General features: G+C 63.1%; 13 protein-coding genes and 2 tRNA genes. 4 read left to right on the top strand and 11 right to left on the bottom strand.

From position 1 onward, the window contains the following. Positions 1-65: 65 nt before the first annotated feature. Positions 66-3,503: an ATP-binding protein gene (locus ACRCYW_RS10775; RefSeq protein WP_438550098.1), complete on the bottom strand. Its 3,438-nt coding sequence runs from the start codon at positions 3,501-3,503 to the stop codon at positions 66-68. A gap of 248 nt (positions 3,504-3,751) precedes the next feature. Between ACRCYW_RS10775 and ACRCYW_RS10770 the strand changes: the two genes are divergently transcribed. Continuing rightward, positions 3,752-3,827: transfer RNA gene (locus ACRCYW_RS10770), tRNA-Gly, on the top strand. A 56-nt stretch (positions 3,828-3,883) separates the two neighbouring features. Beyond that, a tRNA-Cys gene (locus tag ACRCYW_RS10765) sits at positions 3,884-3,957 on the top strand. A gap of 58 nt (positions 3,958-4,015) precedes the next feature. Here ACRCYW_RS10765 and ACRCYW_RS10760 read toward each other — a convergent pair. Beyond that, positions 4,016-4,303, bottom strand: coding sequence for a hypothetical protein (locus ACRCYW_RS10760; RefSeq protein ID WP_438550097.1), 288 nt, complete (start codon positions 4,301-4,303; stop codon positions 4,016-4,018). Positions 4,304-4,517: 214 nt separating this feature from the next. On the opposite strand from ACRCYW_RS10760, the gene ACRCYW_RS10755 reads away from it, so the two are divergent. Further along, positions 4,518-4,718 carry a YbfA family protein gene (locus ACRCYW_RS10755; RefSeq protein ID WP_438550096.1) on the top strand — a complete coding sequence of 67 codons (201 nt, stop codon included), beginning with the start codon at positions 4,518-4,520 and terminating at the stop codon, positions 4,716-4,718. Between the two features lie 74 nt (positions 4,719-4,792). Here the strand turns inward: ACRCYW_RS10755 and ACRCYW_RS10750 are convergent, their stop codons facing one another. From ACRCYW_RS10750 to ACRCYW_RS10735, 4 genes are all read right to left on the bottom strand, one after another. Beyond that, a complete protein-coding gene (locus tag ACRCYW_RS10750; RefSeq protein ID WP_438550095.1) occupies positions 4,793-8,005 on the bottom strand; it encodes a response regulator in 3,213 nt (1,070 codons plus the stop codon). Between the two features lie 180 nt (positions 8,006-8,185). After that, positions 8,186-8,953: a DODA-type extradiol aromatic ring-opening family dioxygenase gene (locus tag ACRCYW_RS10745; RefSeq protein WP_438550094.1), complete on the bottom strand. Its 768-nt coding sequence runs from the start codon at positions 8,951-8,953 to the stop codon at positions 8,186-8,188. A 331-nt stretch (positions 8,954-9,284) separates the two neighbouring features. Beyond that, positions 9,285-9,755: an FKBP-type peptidyl-prolyl cis-trans isomerase gene (locus tag ACRCYW_RS10740; protein ID WP_438550093.1), complete on the bottom strand. Its 471-nt coding sequence runs from the start codon at positions 9,753-9,755 to the stop codon at positions 9,285-9,287. Positions 9,756-9,876: 121 nt separating this feature from the next. Further along, complete coding sequence (locus ACRCYW_RS10735) at positions 9,877-11,025, bottom strand: Na/Pi symporter (protein WP_438550092.1); 1,149 nt, start codon at positions 11,023-11,025, stop codon at positions 9,877-9,879. Positions 11,026-11,329: 304 nt separating this feature from the next. Between ACRCYW_RS10735 and ACRCYW_RS10730 the strand changes: the two genes are divergently transcribed. Beyond that, a complete protein-coding gene (locus ACRCYW_RS10730; protein WP_438550091.1) occupies positions 11,330-11,779 on the top strand; it encodes a hypothetical protein in 450 nt (149 codons plus the stop codon). 101 nt (positions 11,780-11,880) lie between these two features. On the opposite strand, the gene ACRCYW_RS10725 is transcribed toward ACRCYW_RS10730, so the two are convergent. The 5 genes from ACRCYW_RS10725 to ACRCYW_RS10705 all read right to left on the bottom strand — a co-directional run bounded on the left by ACRCYW_RS10725 (position 11,881) and on the right by ACRCYW_RS10705 (position 18,333). After that, the gene (locus ACRCYW_RS10725; RefSeq protein ID WP_438550090.1) at positions 11,881-13,224 is read right to left on the bottom strand and encodes an APC family permease; all 1,344 of its coding nucleotides are present in this window, start codon (positions 13,222-13,224) and stop codon (positions 11,881-11,883) included. Between the two features lie 505 nt (positions 13,225-13,729). Next, on the bottom strand, positions 13,730-15,073 hold the full coding sequence (locus ACRCYW_RS10720; protein ID WP_438550491.1) for an APC family permease: 1,344 nt from the start codon (positions 15,071-15,073) through the stop codon (positions 13,730-13,732). Next, positions 15,073-15,210, bottom strand: a complete 138-nt coding sequence (locus tag ACRCYW_RS10715; protein WP_438550089.1) for a hypothetical protein — start codon at positions 15,208-15,210, stop codon at positions 15,073-15,075. The genes ACRCYW_RS10720 and ACRCYW_RS10715 overlap by 1 nt, the downstream gene beginning before the upstream one ends. A 234-nt stretch (positions 15,211-15,444) precedes the next feature. Then, complete coding sequence (gene gabT / locus ACRCYW_RS10710; RefSeq protein ID WP_438550088.1) at positions 15,445-16,722, bottom strand: 4-aminobutyrate--2-oxoglutarate transaminase; 1,278 nt, start codon at positions 16,720-16,722, stop codon at positions 15,445-15,447. Positions 16,723-16,869: 147 nt separating this feature from the next. Then, the gene (locus ACRCYW_RS10705; protein ID WP_438550087.1) at positions 16,870-18,333 is read right to left on the bottom strand and encodes an NAD-dependent succinate-semialdehyde dehydrogenase; all 1,464 of its coding nucleotides are present in this window, start codon (positions 18,331-18,333) and stop codon (positions 16,870-16,872) included. Positions 18,334-18,612 lie beyond the last annotated feature (279 nt).

The following is an 18,612-nucleotide window of genomic DNA, read 5'->3' as shown; positions in this document are numbered from 1 at the left end:
ATTGAAGGAAGCGCGCCCAGACAGGCGCGCTTTTTTTTATGGGATGAGCCGGGCAAGATTGGGGATCACCCCTTGCGGCCCGCGAGCTGGCGCAGCAGCTGGGTGCTCTGGTGCAGGCTCTGGCGCTGGGTCTCGTTCAGGGGGCACTGCTTGAGCACGTACTCGGCGCTCGCCACCACAGTCTTCCAGCGCGGCGCCTTGGGCAGGGTATCCAGGCTCAGGTATTTGTCGAGGGTGCGGGTCTGGGGGCTGGATCTGTCCATGTAGACGCGCCACAGCTTGCTCTTCTCCGCCAGCACTATCTTGCCCTTGCCGGTGCTCTGCTGCCAGGCGTCCAGGGTGAGGTGCATGGTGTCCACCAGGGCCCGGCGTAGGGGCTCGTCATCCTGCTGGCGGATGAGGTTGTCGGCCAGGGATCTGAATTCACCGCCGAGCCGGCTGAGCTCACCCAGCAGTTGGCCGTCTTCGATGATGGCCTGGCGGGAGAGGCTCTTGAGGGCGTTTTCCAGCGCCATCACCCTGTTGTCGTCCGGGCTCGCATCCAGGCTCAGGGTGAGGGCGTAGGCGCTCTGACCGCCGAGGCTGATGGGCAGGGCGCGAGCGTTGAGCTCATCTTTCTGCCCGGCCACCAGGAAGTTCAGGGTCTGCTCCCGTTGCCCATCCAGATCAGGCCATTGGCGGGCCAGAGGGGCGGCCAGCCACTCATCCAGCGGCAGCCCCTCCATGGCTTCCGGCTCCTGGCCGAGCAGCCGCGCCAGCACCCGGGAGGCGAACAGCACCGTGCCCTGGGGATCGATGAAGACCATGGGATCGGCTCCCTCCCCTAGCAGGGCCAGCAGCCGTTCCTGATCCTGGTGCAACTGCCCCTGCAGGCGCAGGCGATGCTCTATTTCCTGCTTGAGCAGGCGGTTCTCCACCAGGGAGGCGCGGCCGGCGCTCGCCTCCAGCAGGGCCTTGACCCGGGCAAACAGCTCCTCCTTGCAGAACGGCTTGACCAGATAGTCGTTGGCCCCGGCGTTGAAGCCCTCCTCGATATCCTTCGGCTGGTTGAGGGCGGTGAGCAGCAGCACCGGCAGCTGATCCTTGGGGTGTTGCTCCCGCAGGCGGCGGCAGACGTCGAAGCCGGACAGGGTCGGCATCATCACATCCAGCAGGATGAGGGCGACCGGCTCCTGGGCCAGCTTGGCGAGGGCGTCGTGACCGTCGCTGCTCGGCAGGATGCGATAGCCGCAGGGCTGCAGCAGGTGGCGCAAGATGTGCAGGTTGATGGGCTCGTCGTCCACCACCAGGATAAGGGGCGCATCGGCGGGGGGGATAGGCAGATCGTCGCTCTCCCAGTCCGGCAGGATCAGCGGCTGCTGGCGCACCAGCTGATGCTCTATCTGGCGGCTGTCCAGGGTCAGGTTGCCCGCCTTGCCGCTGGCGAGCGGCAGGGTGAAGGCGAAGGTGGAGCCGACGCTGGGCTCGCTCTCCACGCTGAGCTCCCCCCCCATGAGGTGCACCAGCTGGCGGGTGATGGAGAGGCCGAGACCCGCCCCCTGCTTGCCAAGCTCGGGGTTCATCTGCACCAGAGGCTCGAAGATGTGTTCCAGATGCTCCCGAGGGATGCCGATGCCGGTGTCCGTCACCTTGATACGCAGGAAGTGGCCATCCACCTGGGCACTCAGCACCACCTTGCCCTGGGGGGTGTACTTGATGGCGTTGCCCACCAGGTTGTAGAGCACCTGTTCGAGCCGCTGCTCGTCCGCCAGCACGGGGGGCAGCTCGGCCGGGCTGATGTCCACCAGGGTGAGGGGCTTGGCCTGCACCAGGTGCTGGCAGAGATCCAGCACCAGCCGGATGACCCCCTTGGAGGAGACGGGCTGGGGGTGGATCTCCAACTGGCCGTAGCGCATCTGGTGGTAGTCGAGCAGATCGTCCACCAGCCGGGCCAGGCCGTCGGCGCTCTTGATGATGAGGCCGAGCTGCTTCTGCTGCCCCTCTGTCAGGCTCTGCTGGCTGGCGAGCATGGACTCCGCCATCCCCTTGATGCCGTGGATGGGGGTGCGCAGCTCGTGGGAGGTGTTGGCGAGCAGCTCATCCTTGAGTTTATCCGCCTGTTGCAGGCTCTGGTTCTGCCTGTGGGTCAGCTTGACCTGCTGTTGCAGCTCCTGGGTCTGGCGCTCGATGAGCTCTATCTTGTCCTTCACCGAGCGCTGCATGTGACGAAACGCCTGGGCCAGTCGGTCTATGTCGTCGTCGGTGCGGGGGATCTGGATGGGATGATCCAGGGCGCCATCGGCCACCTGCTCGGCGGCGGCGGTGAGGGATCGCAGGGGCGCCGTGATGGAGTGGGAGAGCCAGCGGGAGAACAGGATCAGCAGCAGCAGGGAGGCGGCTCCCAGCAGGATCACCAGGGTTTCCAGCTGGCGAATGGGGGAGTAGGCCTCGCTGGTGGAGATCTCGGCGATGAAGGCCCACTCGGTGTCAAACACCTTGACCTGGGTATAGGCGGCCAGTACCTCGTCATCGTGGTAGGAGAGGAAGGGGCCCACCCCCTGCTCGCCGGAGAGCGCCTTGAGGATGAGGGGGGTCTGCAATGGCCTGAAGTTCGGGCTGAAGCTGTTCTCCACGCTGAATTCCGGGGCCAGCCAGGCATCGGCCCGCATCCGCTTGTCCGGGCCGATGAGGATGGTCTCACCGGTTTTCCCGAGCCCCTCCCGCTCCGCCATGATCTGGTTCAGCTTGTCCGGCAGCAGCTCGAAGATGACCACGCCGCGCACGTCGTCGTACTGCATGACGGGGGCGGCCAGGTAGGCGACCACCTGGCCGGTCAGCTCATTGCGGCCAAAGTCGGTGAACTCGAAGATCTGGCGCGGTTTCTGGCCGCCGTCGAGGCGGCGCTTGACCTTGGCGAAGGTGTTGCCGAGTCCGCTCGCCTGATAGGGGCCGGAGAGCAGGTTGGTGGCAAAGTTGGGTTGCTTGGTGACGGAATAGACCACGTCCCCGTTGAGATCCACCAGGAAGATGTCGCTGTAGTTGCTCTTGCGCACCATGTCGGCATAGCCGCGGTGGAAGCGCTGGTGGACCCGGCCATACATCTCGTCCGCCAGGATGAGAGCGCTGATGGAGGGCTCGATGACCAGCTGGCTGTCCGGTTGCTGGAGCTTGTCCCAGGAGCCCGGCACATAGCGGGCCTGGGCACGGGCACGGGCGCTCTGGGGGGTGGTGCCGAGCTTCTCGAAGGCGCCGGTAAAGCCGTAGAAGCGGCCGATGCTGTCGCCGGCGAAGTCTTGCTGGGAGAAGTTGGTGATCTGCTCCTGCAGGTTGCCGAAGTAGTCCTCCAGCTGGCTCTTCTTGATGTTGCGCACCGAGACCAGATGGTTGGAGGTCTGGGTGGTGAGATCCTTGCCGTGGCTATAGAGGAAGAAGAGGGTAATGACCAGAAAGGGCACCATGGCCAGCATGAAAAACGCCAGCATCAGCTGCGGTCTGAGCCCACGAGGCCTGAAGGTCCATTTCATTTTGTGTTTTTCAATTGAGAATCCAGTTACTAAGCGAGTCGAGTTTCTGATTAAAGGCTAATTATTTCAATGACTTTATCCTGGATTCGCCTGCCAGATCACAAGGATTGGAGGGATTTTCGAGCAAGCCGTTTAAAGCCTGAGCAAACAGTCGGCAAAAGCGCTGAAACTCACAAAAAAGGGTTGTGCCCAGGCTCGGGGTACGTATAATGCGCCTCGTTGTCAGGCAACTGACATCAGGCAATAAAGCGGGAATAGCTCAGTTGGTAGAGCACGACCTTGCCAAGGTCGGGGTCGCGAGTTCGAGTCTCGTTTCCCGCTCCAATTTCTCATGTTCACCAAGCATGAGCATCACACTCAAGACGCTTGTCTTGCAGCATGGCGCGTTAGCAAAGCGGTTATGCAGCGGATTGCAAATCCGTTTAGTCCGGTTCGACTCCGGAACGTGCCTCCATCTTCTCGTTACTCTTATCTCCTTATCCAGACCATATGGTCTCTGCTCATCGCAGCCATCACTGATCCGTGATCAACTGATCGCACCCCTGTAGCCGCCACTCCTTTTGCAGATAACGCTCCAGATCGGCGAGGGCCTGACCGCGAAACTGGTACTGCATCTCGGCCGAATGCTCGCTCAACTGCCCCATCTTCTGCTTCAGCTGGCCGCATTGCCACAGGCTGACATTGGGGGCGCCATGATAGGCGAGTTCGATGGTGTCATTGCGATTGAGTTCCCACTCCTGCCACTGGGCCCAGATCAGCAGACCCAGCACCCCCAGGATCGCCACTTCTGCCAGTTTCATACCCTGTCCCCTTTGCCTTTGCTCTCATCCCTTAACTCTGATCCAGGCCCGGTCTTTTGCCACTCTTGTTGTATTTAGGTTAATGAATGTAACCGACTTTCATTTATCACTGGAAAGGTCACTTTTTCACAAAAAAATGGGCATCATGGTGTAGTAATCCTACAATTTGTGGAGTAATCTTTGCTCAGTGGTCTTACCAGTGAGGTGCCGTATCATGTTTCATCCCTTCTCTCTGACTCAGATAATCCTTCGTCGCATCCTGGTGTTGCTGGTGGGCGTGCTGGCCTTCCCGGTGATGCTGTTTCGCAGCGATCGCGCTCGCTTCTACAGCTACCTGCACCGCATCTGGAACAAGACCAGCACCAAACCGGTGTGGCTCAAGATGAGCGAGAAGGCGGATCGGATCTTCTACTGATCTCCGCCGCGAATAAAAAAAGAGAGCCTAGGCTCTCTTTTTTTATGGTTTTTTTCCGCCGAGGAGGCGGGTACTCAGGCGGCCGGCGGTTTGAGCCCGGCCAGCGCCATTCGCAGGCGTGCCAGCCCGATGGGTTTGAACAGACACTCGTCCATGCCGGCGGCGAGGCAGAGCTCCCGCTCCTTCGGCTGGGCGTGGGCGGTGAAGCCCCAGATGGGCAGCTCATGGCCGTAGGCCCGCAGCCGGCGAGCCAGCTCGAAGCCGTCCATCACCGGCATCTGGCAGTCGGTGATGACGAGATCGAACTGCTTGCCACGGATGGCTCTGAGCGCCTCGGCGCCGTTGCCGCGCACGCTCACCTCGTGGCCAAGGTGCTTGAGCTGCTGGCGCAGCAGGGTCTGGTTGGTGTGATTGTCATCCACCACCAGAATGCGCAGGGGGCGCTGACCGGCCGGGGCGGGCTCCGCAGGCCGCGGATGTGCGGAGTGCGCGGGAGCCTGCGCCAGTTGCAGGGGAAGGATGACCTCGAGCCGGGTGCCCACGCCGATGTCGCTCTCGACCCGGATCTCCCCTCCCATCATCTGGCACAGGATGCGGGAGATATTGAGACCCAGCCCGCTCCCCTCCTGAGGCTGGGCGCCGCGGCCGCGATAGAAGGGGGTAAACAGCCTCGGCAGCTGGTCGGCGGCAATGCCCACCCCGCTGTCATGGATGGCGAGATGGAGCACGGGGTTCATGCCCTGCTCGTCCAGCCTCGCCTGCACCGTCACCTCCCCCTGATGGGTGAACTTGATGGCGTTGCCGAGCAGGTTGAAGAGGATCTGGCGCATGCGCAGGGGATCGATGACCACCTGGGGCAGGGGGTCGGTGGCGATGTCGATGCGATAGCCGAGCCCCTTGTGCTCGGCCATGCCCTGAAATGCTCGGCAGACCGAATAGAGCAGGGGCGTGAGGGCGCAGGGGACAGGATGCAGCGTCATCTGGCCCGCCTCTATGCTGGAGATATCCAGCACATCCCCGATGAGATCCAGCAGCCCGTGGGCCGACTCCGAGGCTATGTTCAGTTGCTCTGCGCTGCGACGGCCCAGGGCCGGATCCTGGCTGACGAGCTCCAGCATACCGAGAATGGCGTTCATGGGAGTGCGGATCTCGTGGCTCATGGTGGCGAGGAAGTCGCTCTTGGCCCGGCTCGCCCGGTCCGCCTGCTCCTTGGCCAGCCGCAGATCCTCTTCCAGGGTCTTGCGATCCGTGATGTCTATCCAGCCATCGATCACCCCGCTGACGGCTCCCCCAGCATCGAAGTAGGGCACCATCCAGTGATAGATGACGGAGCAGTGCTCCCCCTGATGGAACAGGCGATCCGCGAAGATAGGTTCGGCCGTCTCCAGTATCTGGGCAAAGTCCTGCTCCAGCACGGCGATGTCCTCGCTGTTGACCCGACCAGCGAGCCCGTCGGCGAAGGTCTGGCCCAGCACCCGATCCTGCCGGGTGCCCAGCTGCGTCAGATACTTGCTGTTGCACATCAATACCCGACCATCCTTGTTTCGCACCACCATGGGGTGGGGCAGGCTCTCCCCCAACGCCTCGATGAAGCGGACGTGGGCCTCGAGCTGCTGGCGTGAATGCTGCTCGGATTGGGCCAGCCGCTTGAGCATGCGGTTGCGGTAGAGCAGCAGCAGGGCCACCCCGAACAGGACGGCAAACAGCAGGTAGACGTAATGGGCATGGCGATTGATGAAGCTGGGGGCAGGCAGCGTCCGGTTGCGCCACTCGTAGCTCATCATGGCCAGCTCGCTCGGGGAGATGGAGAGTATGGTCTTGTCGAGGATCTCCATCAGCATGGTGTTGTCTGGCGTGCTGGCAAAACCCATCTGGATGGGATCATCGCTGGCGGGGCCGGCGATACGCAGCTGGCCGTCGCCGCTGCCCACCATGTGCTGGGCGAAGTAGAGCGGCACTATGGCGGCGTCGAGGCGCTTCAATTTGAGGGCCCGCATCGCCTCGGCCGCGCTGTCCGTGAGGGTGAGCCGGCTGCTGTCAAGCTGGCTGGCGACGGGGTTGTGGCGGGTCATGCCCACCTGCCTGCCCGCCAGATCCGTCAGGGCATGGATGCTGTTATCTTCCTGCCGGGCCAGGATCACGTAGATGTCGTCGGTGGCATAGGGGGAGGATGGCAGCAGGCCATAATGCCTGGCGACGGGGTGGGAGATGGCCCCGATGAGATCCACGTCCCCGCTGCGGACCGCCTCGCTCAGCTGCTGCTCCGAATGGTATGTCACGAAGCTGAAGTGCAGGCCGGTGCGTCTGCTCACCTTGGCCAGCATGGCGACCGCCATGCCGGTCAGCTGATCGTCATAGTCCTTGACCCCATAGGGGTAAAGGTTATCCATCAGCCAGACCTTGATGGTGGGGGCCTGGCGCAGCCAGGCCAGCTCGTCGGCATCATAGAGGCTGGCCGGGCCGTCTACCGAATCCCGGATGGGGCCGCTCCACTGGCTGAAGATGAAGTAACGGGTCAGGTCGCTGAGATCCTGCAAGGTGGTGTTGATGAGGCTCAGCAACTGGGGGGCATGGCGGGAGACCGCGAAGCGAAACGCGCCCGGGGCCAGCTCGGGCTGGGCTTCGCCACGCAGCCTGAGCTGGTCGAAGCGCTCGCCGTTGAGGTAGCGCATGGCGTAGGCATCGCTCAGCAGGACCTCCTGATGACCGAAGAAGACCGCATCGAAGGCGGCCTTGTTGGAGGGATAGGTCACCAGATTGAGGGTGGGGTAGTAGCGCCTGAACTGGGCCGCATCCGTGTAGCCGGCGACCGTCGCCACGCTCTGTCCCGGGGTCAGCAGGGGGCCGTGGTGCTGCCTGAGCGCGGAGAAGACGGGGGTGCTGCTGAAATAGGAACGGCTCAGGCGGATGCCGGTCTCCCCTTCGTCCAGGGTCAGGTTGCCGATATTGGCGATGTCTATCTCTCCCCTGCGCAGGGCCGACAACATGGCGTCTTTATCTGCATAGGGCGTGAGTGACAGGTTCTTCTTCAGGGATTTCCCGATGATGTCGAGATAATCGGCAGATACCCCCTCGAAGCGGTTATCCGGGATGAGGATGCTGAAGGGGGGATAGTCGTGGAGCAGTATGCCGACTCGCAGGAGCGGAGTCCGTTGAAGCCACTGATCTTCCGCCGGCTGTCTGGGGGAGTAGACAGGCTGAAAATCGTGGCGGCTGTGCAGGATGAGCGCCTGCACGGGCAGGGTGAACAGCAGGCAGAGCAGGATCAGTGATCGAAGAAGGTTCATCATGCCACCCGGAACGCGACAGCCATCCTTGCCGGTCAAGATTATCCGAAAGCGGCCATTCTACCGGAACTCGGGCACGATGAGTCCCTTGTTTAGGCATTTATCGACATAAACGACACACATTAATGGCGGGCCTGGCCCGCCATGGAGGCAGATTGTTAGCGGCCCATTACCGTGGCGTTAACCGAAGCGGTAGGCCCCCATGTAGAGGCTGCCGTAATCCCAGCTGTCGTGCAGCTTCACCGGCTTGTCCGCCCCCGCCGCCCCCAGGGCCACGAACAGGGGGCGCAGATGATCGTCATGGGGGTGGGACTGCTCCGCCCCCGGGGCCCGGGCCCGGTAATCTTCCAGCGCGGGGCGATCCGCCGCCGCCATGGCCTGCTCCAGCCAGCGGGCAAAGTCGCTGGCCCAGCCGGGGACGGGGGAGCCATCCGGCCCGAGCGCCCTCAGGTTGTGGGTGATGGCGCCGGAGGCGAGGATGCCGATCCCCTGTTCGCGCAGGGCCTGCAGGGCCTCACCCAGTCGCCACAGCTCGGCCGGGCTGAAGCTGGCGGGGATGGAGAGCTGCACCAGGGGGATCTCGCTCGCCGGATCCATCAGGGAGAGGGGGGACCAGACGCCGTGGTCCAGCTCGCGCTTGACCGGGGTGGCGGGCAGACCCGCCAGCAGCAGCTGATCGCTCACCGCCTCCTGCAGCCAGGCCGGGCTCCTGGCGGGCCAGCGGATGCGGTAGAGCGGCTCCGGGAAGCCGTAGAAGTCATACATCAGCGCCGGGCTCGGCTCGACATTGAGCTGCGGCTCGGTGCGGCTGAACCAGTGGGCAGAGATCACCACCAGCCCCTTGACGCCTTCGAGGCGCAGGCCCCTGAGAAACTGGGTCGCCGGTTGATCCCGCAAGACCAGATCCGGGGCGCCGTGGGAGATGAACCAGACGGGAGCGATAGCCATGATGAGACTCCTTGTTGGCGGCGTGGGCACAGCCGGCCGCCACCGCATGACATGGGATCAGGGCAAGATGCCACTGACATTGAGGTCATTATCCTCCCCGGTTTTAAGGTTAACAATCAGGCTATATGTATAATCACTGTTCACTCATACTTGATAGTCAGAGGCATCTTGCGGGGAGCGCTGGCGCAAGGGAGGGATAAAAAAACCAGGCCAGCGGGTTGCGCTGGCCTGGTGGAGAGCCGTGGGATCTTGCCGAGGCGAATTACTGAATGCCCAGCAGTTCCACATCGAAGATAAGCACGGGTGCTCAGTGGGATCTTGCCGAAGCCGGTTACTGAATGCCCAGCAGCTCCACGTCGAAGATAAGTACAGAGCCCGGCGGGATCTTGCCGGCGGCACGATCGCCATAGGCCAGGTTGGCGGGGATATAGAAGCGGGTCTTCTCCCCTTCCACCATCAGTTGTACCCCTTCGGTCCAGCCGGGGATCACCTGGTTGAGGCCAAATTCGATGGGCTCTCCGCGGGCGACCGAGCTGTCGAAGACGGTGCCGTCCAGCAGCTTGCCCTCGTAGTGCACCTTCACCTTGCTGGTGGCGGTGGGATGAACCGTGCCCGTGCCCGGGGTCAGCACCTCGTATTGCAGGCCGGAGGCCGTGGTGGTCACCAGGGGCTTGTCCTTGTTGCTGGCGAGGAATTCGGCTCCCAGGCGGACGTTCTCGGCCGCCACCTTCTTGTTATTGGCGCTGGAGTAGAAGTAGTAGGCAACCCCGGCAACCAGCAGTGCTATCAGAATGAATTTCATCGGTTTTCCTATTCCCTGAAATGCAAAGAGTGCAATGAGACTGGCATCTTATCTCAGCGAGCGGGAGGGGGCGAGTCATCTGCGCGGCGCTGTGGCCGGCCCATGGACGGCCCCGTCCCGATCACTTGGAGGCGACCATCATCAGGGCGGGCAGGGCGAAGAAGAGCCCGGCCACATAACCCAGCGCCAGCAGCTTGTTCTCGCTGCCGACCCGGGCCAGGGTCTCGGCGGCCTTGATGGGCAGCTCACGCAGGAAGGGCACGCCATAGATGAGCGCCACGGCGAAGACGTTGAACAGCACGTGCACGAAGGCGATGGTCAGTGCCAGCTGGGCACCGGCGCCGCTGATGGCGGTGGCCGCCAGCAGGGCCGTGATGGTGGTCCCTATGTTGGCCCCCAGGGTGAAGGGGTAGAGCTGGCGGGTGTTGAATACGCCGCCACCGGCCAGGGGGATCATCAGGCTGGTGGTGGTGGAGGAGGACTGCACCATGACGGTGACCAGGGTGCCGGAGGCGATGCCGGTCAGGGGGCCACGGCCCAGGGCCTTGTGCAGCAGCTCCTTGGCACGGCCCACCATGACTCGTTGCAGCACCTTGCCGAGGGCGGTGACGCAGCCGAGGATCAGCAGGATGCCGATGACTATGGTGGCGATGGCGGGGCCCTTGCCCGGAAGGAAGGCGACGGCGCTGTCGATGAGATCCAGGGAGGGGGAGATGATGGGCTTCATGAAGTCCATGCCCTTCATGGACATGTCGGCGGAGCCCATCAGCAGACCGGATAGCCACTCGGCACTCTTTTGCAGCAGGCCGAACATCAGCTCAAGCGGCAGGAAGATGAAGACCGCCAGCAGGTTGAAGAAGTCGTGCACAGTGGCGGCGGCGAAGGCGCGGCGGAACTCGCTCCTGTCCCGGATATGGCCGAGGGAGACGATGGTGTTGGTGATGGTGGTGCCGAGGTTGGCCCCCATCACCATGGGGATGGCCATGCCCATGGGCAGGCCGCCCGCCACCAGGCCGACGATGACCGAGGTGACGGTGCTGGAGGATTGCACCAGGGCGGTGGCCAGGATGCCGAGCAGCAGGGCGACGAAGGGGTTGTTCGCGAAGGCGAAGATCTGGGCCGCACCCTCGGCGCCGCCGGAGAAGCCTTTGAAACCGTGGGAGACGGCCCCGACGGCGACCAGGATCAGGTAGACAAAGGTGATCACCGCTAGCCAGTTGAACAGGGGGCCGGTAGCGCGGGTCTGCGGGGACGACGGTATGCTTTGCATGGTGCCTCTTGGGACGTCTGCGTTGAATTGGACGGGCGCATTACAGCAGCGCTCTATGACAGAAATATGACAACGTGACACTTTGATGATGTTTTGATGACAGCCGTCTCATTGCCAGCCATCGGTACTATCACCGCGACATATAATGTCGACATGGTGTTGTTTATTGGTGCATTTGACCATCACTATCGATGGATGCGTTAGAAACTGACGGAGGCGGTGCGAAACATAGGGCAAGCCGGTAACGTCTCTTGCCCCCAGGGGGTAGACTGACCCGTCTGTTATCTGCAATTGCGAGTCTGTCATGAAACATTGGTCTCTTCTGCTCCTTCCGCTGGCCCTGGCCTCCCTCCCTGCTCACGCCGGCATCGTCTCATCGGGTTGCGACGCCAGAGACGTGGCGATCGGCTCGGCCGTCAACAGCGCGACCGGGGTCAACAGCCGCTGCTCGGCCCAGAGTGCCAAGCAACGGGTAGACAATGCGGTCAATGACCCCGCTGGCTACGCCAAGCGCAAGGCGGCCCAGGCCACCGGCGTGGACGAAGCCTACAACAAGGCGAAGAACACCCAGCAGCGGGTGGAGAACGCGGTGGACAATCCGGCCGACTACGCCAAGCGCAAGGCGGCCCAGGCCACCGGGGTGGACGAGGCCTACAACAAGGCGAAGAACACCCAGCAGAGGGTCGAGAACGCGGTGGACAACCCTGCCCAGGCGGCGGGCCGCGCCGTGCTGCGCAAGACGGGCGCCTACTGAGGGCTGCCAGCTGGCGGTGTGCCGTGCAAATGAGAGAGGGGAGCCCGCGGGCTCCCCTCTTTGCATCATATGGATGGTTTGTTGGGCATCATACAGTTGGCTTATTGGCCGTCGGCCGCTTCCTCGTACTGGCGGAAGGGGATGCGGAATACCGCGAGGCGCAGGAACAGGTAGGTCACCCCCAGCCCTGCCCAGATGAGGCCAAGCTCCAGGGAGCTGCGCTCCAGGTTGATCCAGAGCGCCCCTATGGTGGCGGCCCCCAGCAGCGGCAGCACCAGGAACAGCAGGTGATCCTTCAACGTCTTGTTGCGCTTCTCGCGCACCCAGAACTGGCCGATGACCGAGAGGTTGACGAAGGTGAAGGCCACCAGGGCGCCGAAGTTCACCAGGGCCAGCGCCATGTCCAGATCAAACGACACGGCGGAGAGGGCCAGGGCCCCCACCAGCAGCACGTTGATGGCCGGGGTGCGCCAGGTGGGGTGAATGTAGCCAAACACCCGTTCCGGGATCATGCGATCGCGCCCCATCACGTAGAGAATGCGGGAGACGCCCGCGTGGGCCGCCATGCCGGAGGCGAGCACCGCCACCGTGGTGCACACCAGCACCACGCTCTGGAACAGGGTGCCACCGACGTAGAGGGCGATCTCCGGCAGCACGGCGTCCGGCTCCTTGAAGCGGGCCAGATCCGGGAAGAACAGCTGCAGGCTGTAGGAGACGGTCACGAAGATGATGCCGCCGATGAGCGCCGTCAGCACGATGGCGCGGGGGATCACCTTGCCGGCGTTCGGAGTCTCTTCCGACAGGGAACTCAGGCCGTCGAAGCCGAGGAAGGAGAAGCAGAGGATGGTGGCGCCGGTGAACAGCGGCAGCATGCTGGCAGATTCCACATGGAAGGGACGGCTGCTCAGCAGGGTCGCGGCCCCTTCACCCTGGGTCAGGCCCCAGCCGATGAGGCCGAGGAAGGTGAGGATGATGGCGACCTGGATGAAGACGATGACGCCGTTGAAGTTCGCCACCAGCTTGATGCCGCGCAGGTTCAGGAAGGTCATCACGGTCACCAGACCGAAGATGAAGATCCAGGGCTCGACGTTCGGGAACATGGCGGTCAGGTAGATCTTGGCCAGCAGGATGTTGATCATCGGCATGAACATGTAGTCCAGCAGGGAAGACCAGCCCACCATGAAGCCGATGTAGGGGTTGAACACCTTCTGGGCATAGGTGTAGGCAGAGCCCGCCGAGGGGAAGCGGCGCACCAGATGGCCGTAGCTGAAGGCTGTGAGCAGAATGCCGCCGAGGGCCAGTAGGTAGGCGGTGGCCACGCGGCCATCGGTGATTTCGCCGACGATGGCGAAGGTATCGAACACCGCCATGGGAGTGAGGTAAGCCAGACCCATCACCACCACCTGGAACAGGGTCAGCGTCTTGAGCAGCTTGGCACCGGCCATCACGCTTTCTCCTCTGCGAACGCCTGGGTGGCGAAGGGGGACGGGATCAGGGACGCGGCAACGCGTACCTGGACACAGGGTGCGCCAGTCTGGGCGACAGACGGGTGGCACATGCCGGTGGGGACCGGCAGGAAAGCAGTGAAAAGCCCCATGTATTTCCTCACAACGTCGGGAGATTGCTCTGCAATCTCGATATCAATTCCGGCGCAAAGTCCGGCCTCTTGGTGAATGGTGGTGTGCCCCTAAAAAGCAAAGAACCGATGCTGCAAAAACATCGGCTCTCAAGGGGCGGCGTATTGTGCCCCCAGAGGGGGGGGGTGACAAGCAAAAAAGGCCGCTATTGGGCATTTTGTTGATTGGGGTCAGGGTTGTACTTCTGCCGGTCTCGAACGCCTCGGGAGCGGGGCGTAGAAAGGGCTGAAAGGGAGTGGTCGATGGCGCCGGTTCGGGTGGGTGCTATCAAAAGAAGAGCCCGCGCTGGGCGGGCTCTGCAGGGACATCCTGATTAAGAGACGTCCGTCTCCGGCTGGCGCAACTGGACCCGGAATACGGTGAGGCGCAGCAGCAGATAGAGGGCGCCGAGGGCGGCCCAGATCAGCCCCAGCTCGAAGGAGGTGGGTTCCAAGTTGAGCCAGAGCACCCCGATGCAGGCGGCGCCGCACAGGGGCAGCACCAGGAACAGCAGGTGATCCCGCAGGCTCTTGTTGTGACCGAGCTTGATATAGAAGTGGGCGATCACCGCCAGGTTGACGAAGGTGAAGGCCACCAGGGCGCCGAAGTTGATGAGCGCCAGCGCCATCTCCAGATCGAACGACACGGCCGAGAGGGCCAGGGCCCCCACCAGCATCACGTTCAGGGCCGGGGTCTGCCACTTGGGGTGTACGTAGGCGAAGAAGCGGCTCGGCAGGGCCCGATCCCGCCCCATTACGTAGAGCAGGCGCGAGACCCCGGCGTGGGAGGCGAGCCCGGAGGCGAGCACCGCCACGGTCGTGCACACCAGTACCACCGCCTGGAACAGCTTGCCGCCGACGTAGAGGGCTATCTCCGGCAGCACCGCATCGGGCTGCTGGAAGCGGGAGATGTCCGGGAAGAACAGCTGCAAGAAGTAGGAGACCGAGATGAAGAGCACGCCGCCGATGAGGGCCGTCAGCAGGATGGCGCGGGGGATCACCCGATCCGCATTGGGGGTCTCCTCGCACAAGGTGCTGATGGCGTCGAAGCCCAGGAACGACAGGCAGAGGATGGAGGCCCCGGTGAACAGGGGCACCAGGTGCATGTGTTCGGAGAAGAAGGGGCGGCTGCTCTGGAGGGTGCCTAGCCCCTCGCCGTGATAGACGCCCCAGGCGATGAGGCCGATGAAGACGGCGATAATGCTGAACTGCATCATGACGATCAGGCTGTTGAAGTTCGCCACCAGCTTGATGCCGCGCAGGTTCAGGAAGGTCATCACCGCGGTCAGGGCCAGGATGTAGGTCCAGGGCTCCACCTCCGGGAACAGGGCCTCCATGTAGATCTTGGCCAGCAGCATGTTGATCATTGGCATGAACATGTAGTCGAGCAGGGAGACCCAGCCCACCATGAAGCCCACATAGGGGTGGAACACCTTCTGGGCATAGGTGTAGGCGGAGCCCGCCGAGGGGAACTTGCGCACCAGGTGGCCGTAGCTCATGGCGGTGAACAGCATGCCGATGAGGGCGAACAGGTAGGCGGTCGGCACATGGCCTTCGGTGATCTCGGTGACGATGCCGAAGGTGTCAAACACGGCCATGGGGGTCAGATAGGCCAGACCCATGATGACCACGTGCCACAGCTTGAGGCTCTTTTTCAGACCGGTAGGGTGAGCATTCATCATGCTTTCTCCCCTGTCTTGGCCGAGGGGATCAGGGTGACGCATCTGTCATCCTGGTTCTTGGGGGCGCCAATGTGTTGCACAGACGGCAGGCGCAGACCGGCGAAGGCCGGCAGGAAAGCGGTGAAATACCCCATGGTGTTCCTCACTTGAGAAGCGGGTGTCGTGAGATGGCTATCCATCTCGCTATCATTTCCGGTCGGTTCCGGCCTCGTTATGGATTTGGTTGCCGCAAAAAAAGACCGGGCTGCGATGAGCGGGCGGTCCTTGAAAGCGGAGGCGCATTGTGCATTCGTGATGCCCCCCTGACAAGCATATCAAGGGGGAAAAAACGCATTTTTTAGCACAAATGCGAGGCGCTGGTGAGCACCTTAGGGTCTGGCGGCTGCCAGCGCCTGTTCGAGCAGGGTCAACCCCTCGTCGACGATGGCCGCCGAGGCGGTCAGGGGAGCGAGGAAGCGGATCACGTTGGCCCGTACCCCGCAGGCCAGCAGCACCAGGCCGCGCTTGCCGGCCTCGGCCACCAGGCGCTTGGTGAGATCCGGGTCGGGCTGGCCGGCATCGCCTCCCTTGACCAGCTCCATGGCCACCATGGCGCCCGGGCCGCGGATGTCACCGATGCAGTCGAAGCGCTCCGCGAGCTTGTGCAGGCGCGCCTTGATCTGCTCACCCTGGGCCAGCGCCTTCTGGTTGAGCTTCTCCTCCTCGATCACTTCCAGTACCGCCAGGGCGGCGGCGCAGGCGATGGGGGAGCCGGCATAGGTGCCGCCCAGACCGCCCGGCTTGGCGGCGTTCATGATCTCGCTCTTGCCCACCACGGCGGACAACGGGAAGCCCCCCGCCAGGCTTTTCGCGAGCGTCATGATGTCCGGTTCGACGCCGCTGTACTCGGTGGCGAAGGTCTTGCCGGTGCGACAGAATCCGGTCTGGATCTCGTCGCAGATGAGGACGATGCCGTGCTGGTCGCAGATCTTGCGAAGAGCCTGCAGGAAGCTCGGGCTGGCGACATAGAAGCCACCCTCACCTTGCACGGGTTCGAGGATGATGGCCGCGACCCGGGCCGGCTCTATGTCGGCACTGAAGCAGAGATCCAGCGCCGCCAGTGCCTCGGACTCGCTCACCCCCAGGTAGTCGGCGGGGAAGGGCAGGTGATAGACCTCCCCCGGGAAGGGGCCGAAGCCAGTCTTGTAGGGCACCACCTTGCCGGTGAGCGCCATGCCCATCATGGTGCGGCCGTGGAAGCCCCCCTTGAAGGCGATGGTGCCGCTGCGACCCGTGTGGGCGCGGGCTATCTTGATGGCGTTTTCCACCGCCTCGGCGCCGGTGGAGAGGAAGAGGGTGCGCTTGGGAGTCGGACCCGGCACCAGGGCATTCAGTTTCTCCGCCAGCTCGATATAGCCGGGATAGGGGGTGACCTGGAAGCAGGTGTGGCTGAATTTCTCGAGCTGCTCGCGCACGGCGGCGATCACCTTGGGATGGTTGTGGCCCGTGTTGAGCACCGCGATGCCGGAGGCGAAATCGATGTAGCGATGGCCCTCCACGTCCCACAGCTCGGCGTTTTGCGCCCTGTCGATAAAGACCGGCAGCAGGGTGCCGACGCCCTGTACCACGGCCGCTTCACGGCGGGACTGCCAGGATTGGTTACTCATCTCTATTCTCCCTCTGGGGCTTGCCCCTCAATTCACTGTGATGGGCCGGCAACTTGGCTGCAGGCCCTCTCCTTGTGGTGAGTCATGGGGTGGACGACTCTAAACACCCCGATCACTAAAGAATTAATAATTACAATAGATGTATTTTTATGCAATCGAGCCGAAGCAGAGATATTTGGTCTCGAGGTACTCCTCCAGCCCCTCGGCGGCCCCTTCCCGGCCGAGCCCAGACTCCTTGATGCCGCCAAAGGGGGCCAGCTCGGTGGAGATGAGCCCCTCGTTGATACCCACCATGCCGTATTCCAGCCGCTCGGCTACCCGCCATACCCGGGCGATGTCCCGGCCATAGAAGTAGGCGGCCAGCCCATAGGGGGTGTCGTTGGCCAGCGCGATGGCCTCGGCCTCGGTCTCGAAGCGCACCAGGGGGGCGACCGGCCCGAAGATCTCCTCATCCAGGATGGGGTTACCCTTGGCCACCCCGGTCAGGATGGTGGGGCTGTAGAAGAGCGGGCCGGCGGGGTGGGGCTCGCCCCCCACCAGCACCTTGGCGCCGGCGGCCTCGGCCTGCTTGACCAGGCTCGCCACCTTGTCGGCGGCAGCCGGGTTGATCAGCGGACCGATCTGGGTGCCCTCACTCAAGCCATCCCCTACCTTGAAGGCACTCACGGCGGCGGCCAGCTTCTCGGCGAAGGCGTCATAGACGCTGGATTGCACCAGGATGCGGTTGGCACAGACGCAGGTCTGGCCCGCGTTGCGGTACTTGGAGGCCAGCGCCCCGGTGATGGCGGCGTCGAGATCCGCGTCGTCAAACACGATGAAGGGGGCGTTGCCGCCGAGCTCGAGGGAGAGGCGCTTCATGGTGTCGGCACACTGGCGCATCAGCAGCTTGCCGATGCGAGTGGAGCCGGTGAAGGAGAGCTTGCGCACCTTGGGGTTGGCGCACAACTCGTTGCCCACGGCGGAGGCCTGGTGGGAGGTGACGATGTTGATGACGCCGGCCGGGATCCCCGCCTGCTCGGCCAGGGCCGCCAGGGCCAGGGCGCAGAGGGGGGTCTCGGTGGCGGGCTTGATGACTATGGTGCAACCGGCCGCCAGCGCCGGCCCCGCCTTACGGGTGATCATGGCGATGGGGAAGTTCCAGGGGGTGATGGCGGCGACCACGCCCACCGGTTGCTTGATGGTGGCCAGCCGCCTGTCCCCGGAGAAGCCCGGAATGGTGCGGCCATAGGCGCGCTTGCCCTCTTCCGCGAACCACTGGATGAAGCTGGCACCGTAGGCGACCTCGCCCTTGGCTTCGGCCAGCGGCTTGCCCTGCTCGGCGGTCATGATGCGGGCGAGTTCGTCCTGGTTGGCCATGATGAGTTCGAACCAGGCCTGGAGCCGACTGGCACGCTCCTTGGCGGTGAGCGCCGCCCAGGCAGGCTGGGCCTGGTGGGCGGCTTCGATGGCGTCTCGAGTGTCTGCCTCGTTCATGTCAGGCACCCGGGTGATGAGCTGGCCATTGGCCGGGTTCAGCACCTCGAACTGGCGGCCGCCCTGGGCCTCGCACCAGCGGCCACCTATATAGGCAAGAGACTTGAGCAAGGAGTGAAGGGGTTGTGATGCTGACATAAGAAGCCTCGATTGTGGGTTCAGGTGGCCGACTCGTCCCAGGTGCCACCGTATAGAATAATAAGCACGTAACGACCATAAATTGAGCCGAAATGTTTTTCAAGTGTTAAATATATTTGAGTAAACCGGACGACACATGCTAGAAATGGAGCTGTCAGGACGATTCTACCGGTTTTTATCGGAACGGGTGTGCAAAATAATGAACAGTTGAGGCTGTGAAGGATAACGAACACCGGAACGGGATTGAGCCACTATTTTAACCAGACACACAGCGTCTTC

This window comes from Aeromonas sp., assembly GCF_051657805.1.
GTDB lineage: Bacteria > Pseudomonadota > Gammaproteobacteria > Enterobacterales > Aeromonadaceae > Aeromonas.
This window is presented reverse-complemented; position numbering and strand designations above follow the sequence as displayed.

Bases quoted from the DNA above. Each gene is read 5' to 3' on its own strand.
- ACRCYW_RS10775 (WP_438550098.1), bottom strand. From the start codon at position 3,503: ATGAAATGGACCTTCAGGCCTCGTGGGCTCAGACCGCAGCTGATGCTG.
- ACRCYW_RS10760 (WP_438550097.1), bottom strand. From the start codon at position 4,303: ATGAAACTGGCAGAAGTGGCGATCCTGGGGGTGCTGGGTCTGCTGATC.
- ACRCYW_RS10755 (WP_438550096.1), top strand. From the start codon at position 4,518: ATGTTTCATCCCTTCTCTCTGACTCAGATAATCCTTCGTCGCATCCTG.
- ACRCYW_RS10750 (WP_438550095.1), bottom strand. From the start codon at position 8,005: ATGAACCTTCTTCGATCACTGATCCTGCTCTGCCTGCTGTTCACCCTG.
- ACRCYW_RS10745 (WP_438550094.1), bottom strand. From the start codon at position 8,953: ATGGCTATCGCTCCCGTCTGGTTCATCTCCCACGGCGCCCCGGATCTG.
- ACRCYW_RS10740 (WP_438550093.1), bottom strand. From the start codon at position 9,755: ATGAAATTCATTCTGATAGCACTGCTGGTTGCCGGGGTTGCCTACTAC.
- ACRCYW_RS10735 (WP_438550092.1), bottom strand. From the start codon at position 11,025: ATGCAAAGCATACCGTCGTCCCCGCAGACCCGCGCTACCGGCCCCCTG.
- ACRCYW_RS10730 (WP_438550091.1), top strand. From the start codon at position 11,330: ATGAAACATTGGTCTCTTCTGCTCCTTCCGCTGGCCCTGGCCTCCCTC.
- ACRCYW_RS10725 (WP_438550090.1), bottom strand. From the start codon at position 13,224: ATGGCCGGTGCCAAGCTGCTCAAGACGCTGACCCTGTTCCAGGTGGTG.
- ACRCYW_RS10720 (WP_438550491.1), bottom strand. From the start codon at position 15,073: ATGAATGCTCACCCTACCGGTCTGAAAAAGAGCCTCAAGCTGTGGCAC.
- ACRCYW_RS10715 (WP_438550089.1), bottom strand. From the start codon at position 15,210: ATGGGGTATTTCACCGCTTTCCTGCCGGCCTTCGCCGGTCTGCGCCTG.
- gabT (WP_438550088.1), bottom strand. From the start codon at position 16,722: ATGAGTAACCAATCCTGGCAGTCCCGCCGTGAAGCGGCCGTGGTACAG.
- ACRCYW_RS10705 (WP_438550087.1), bottom strand. From the start codon at position 18,333: ATGTCAGCATCACAACCCCTTCACTCCTTGCTCAAGTCTCTTGCCTAT.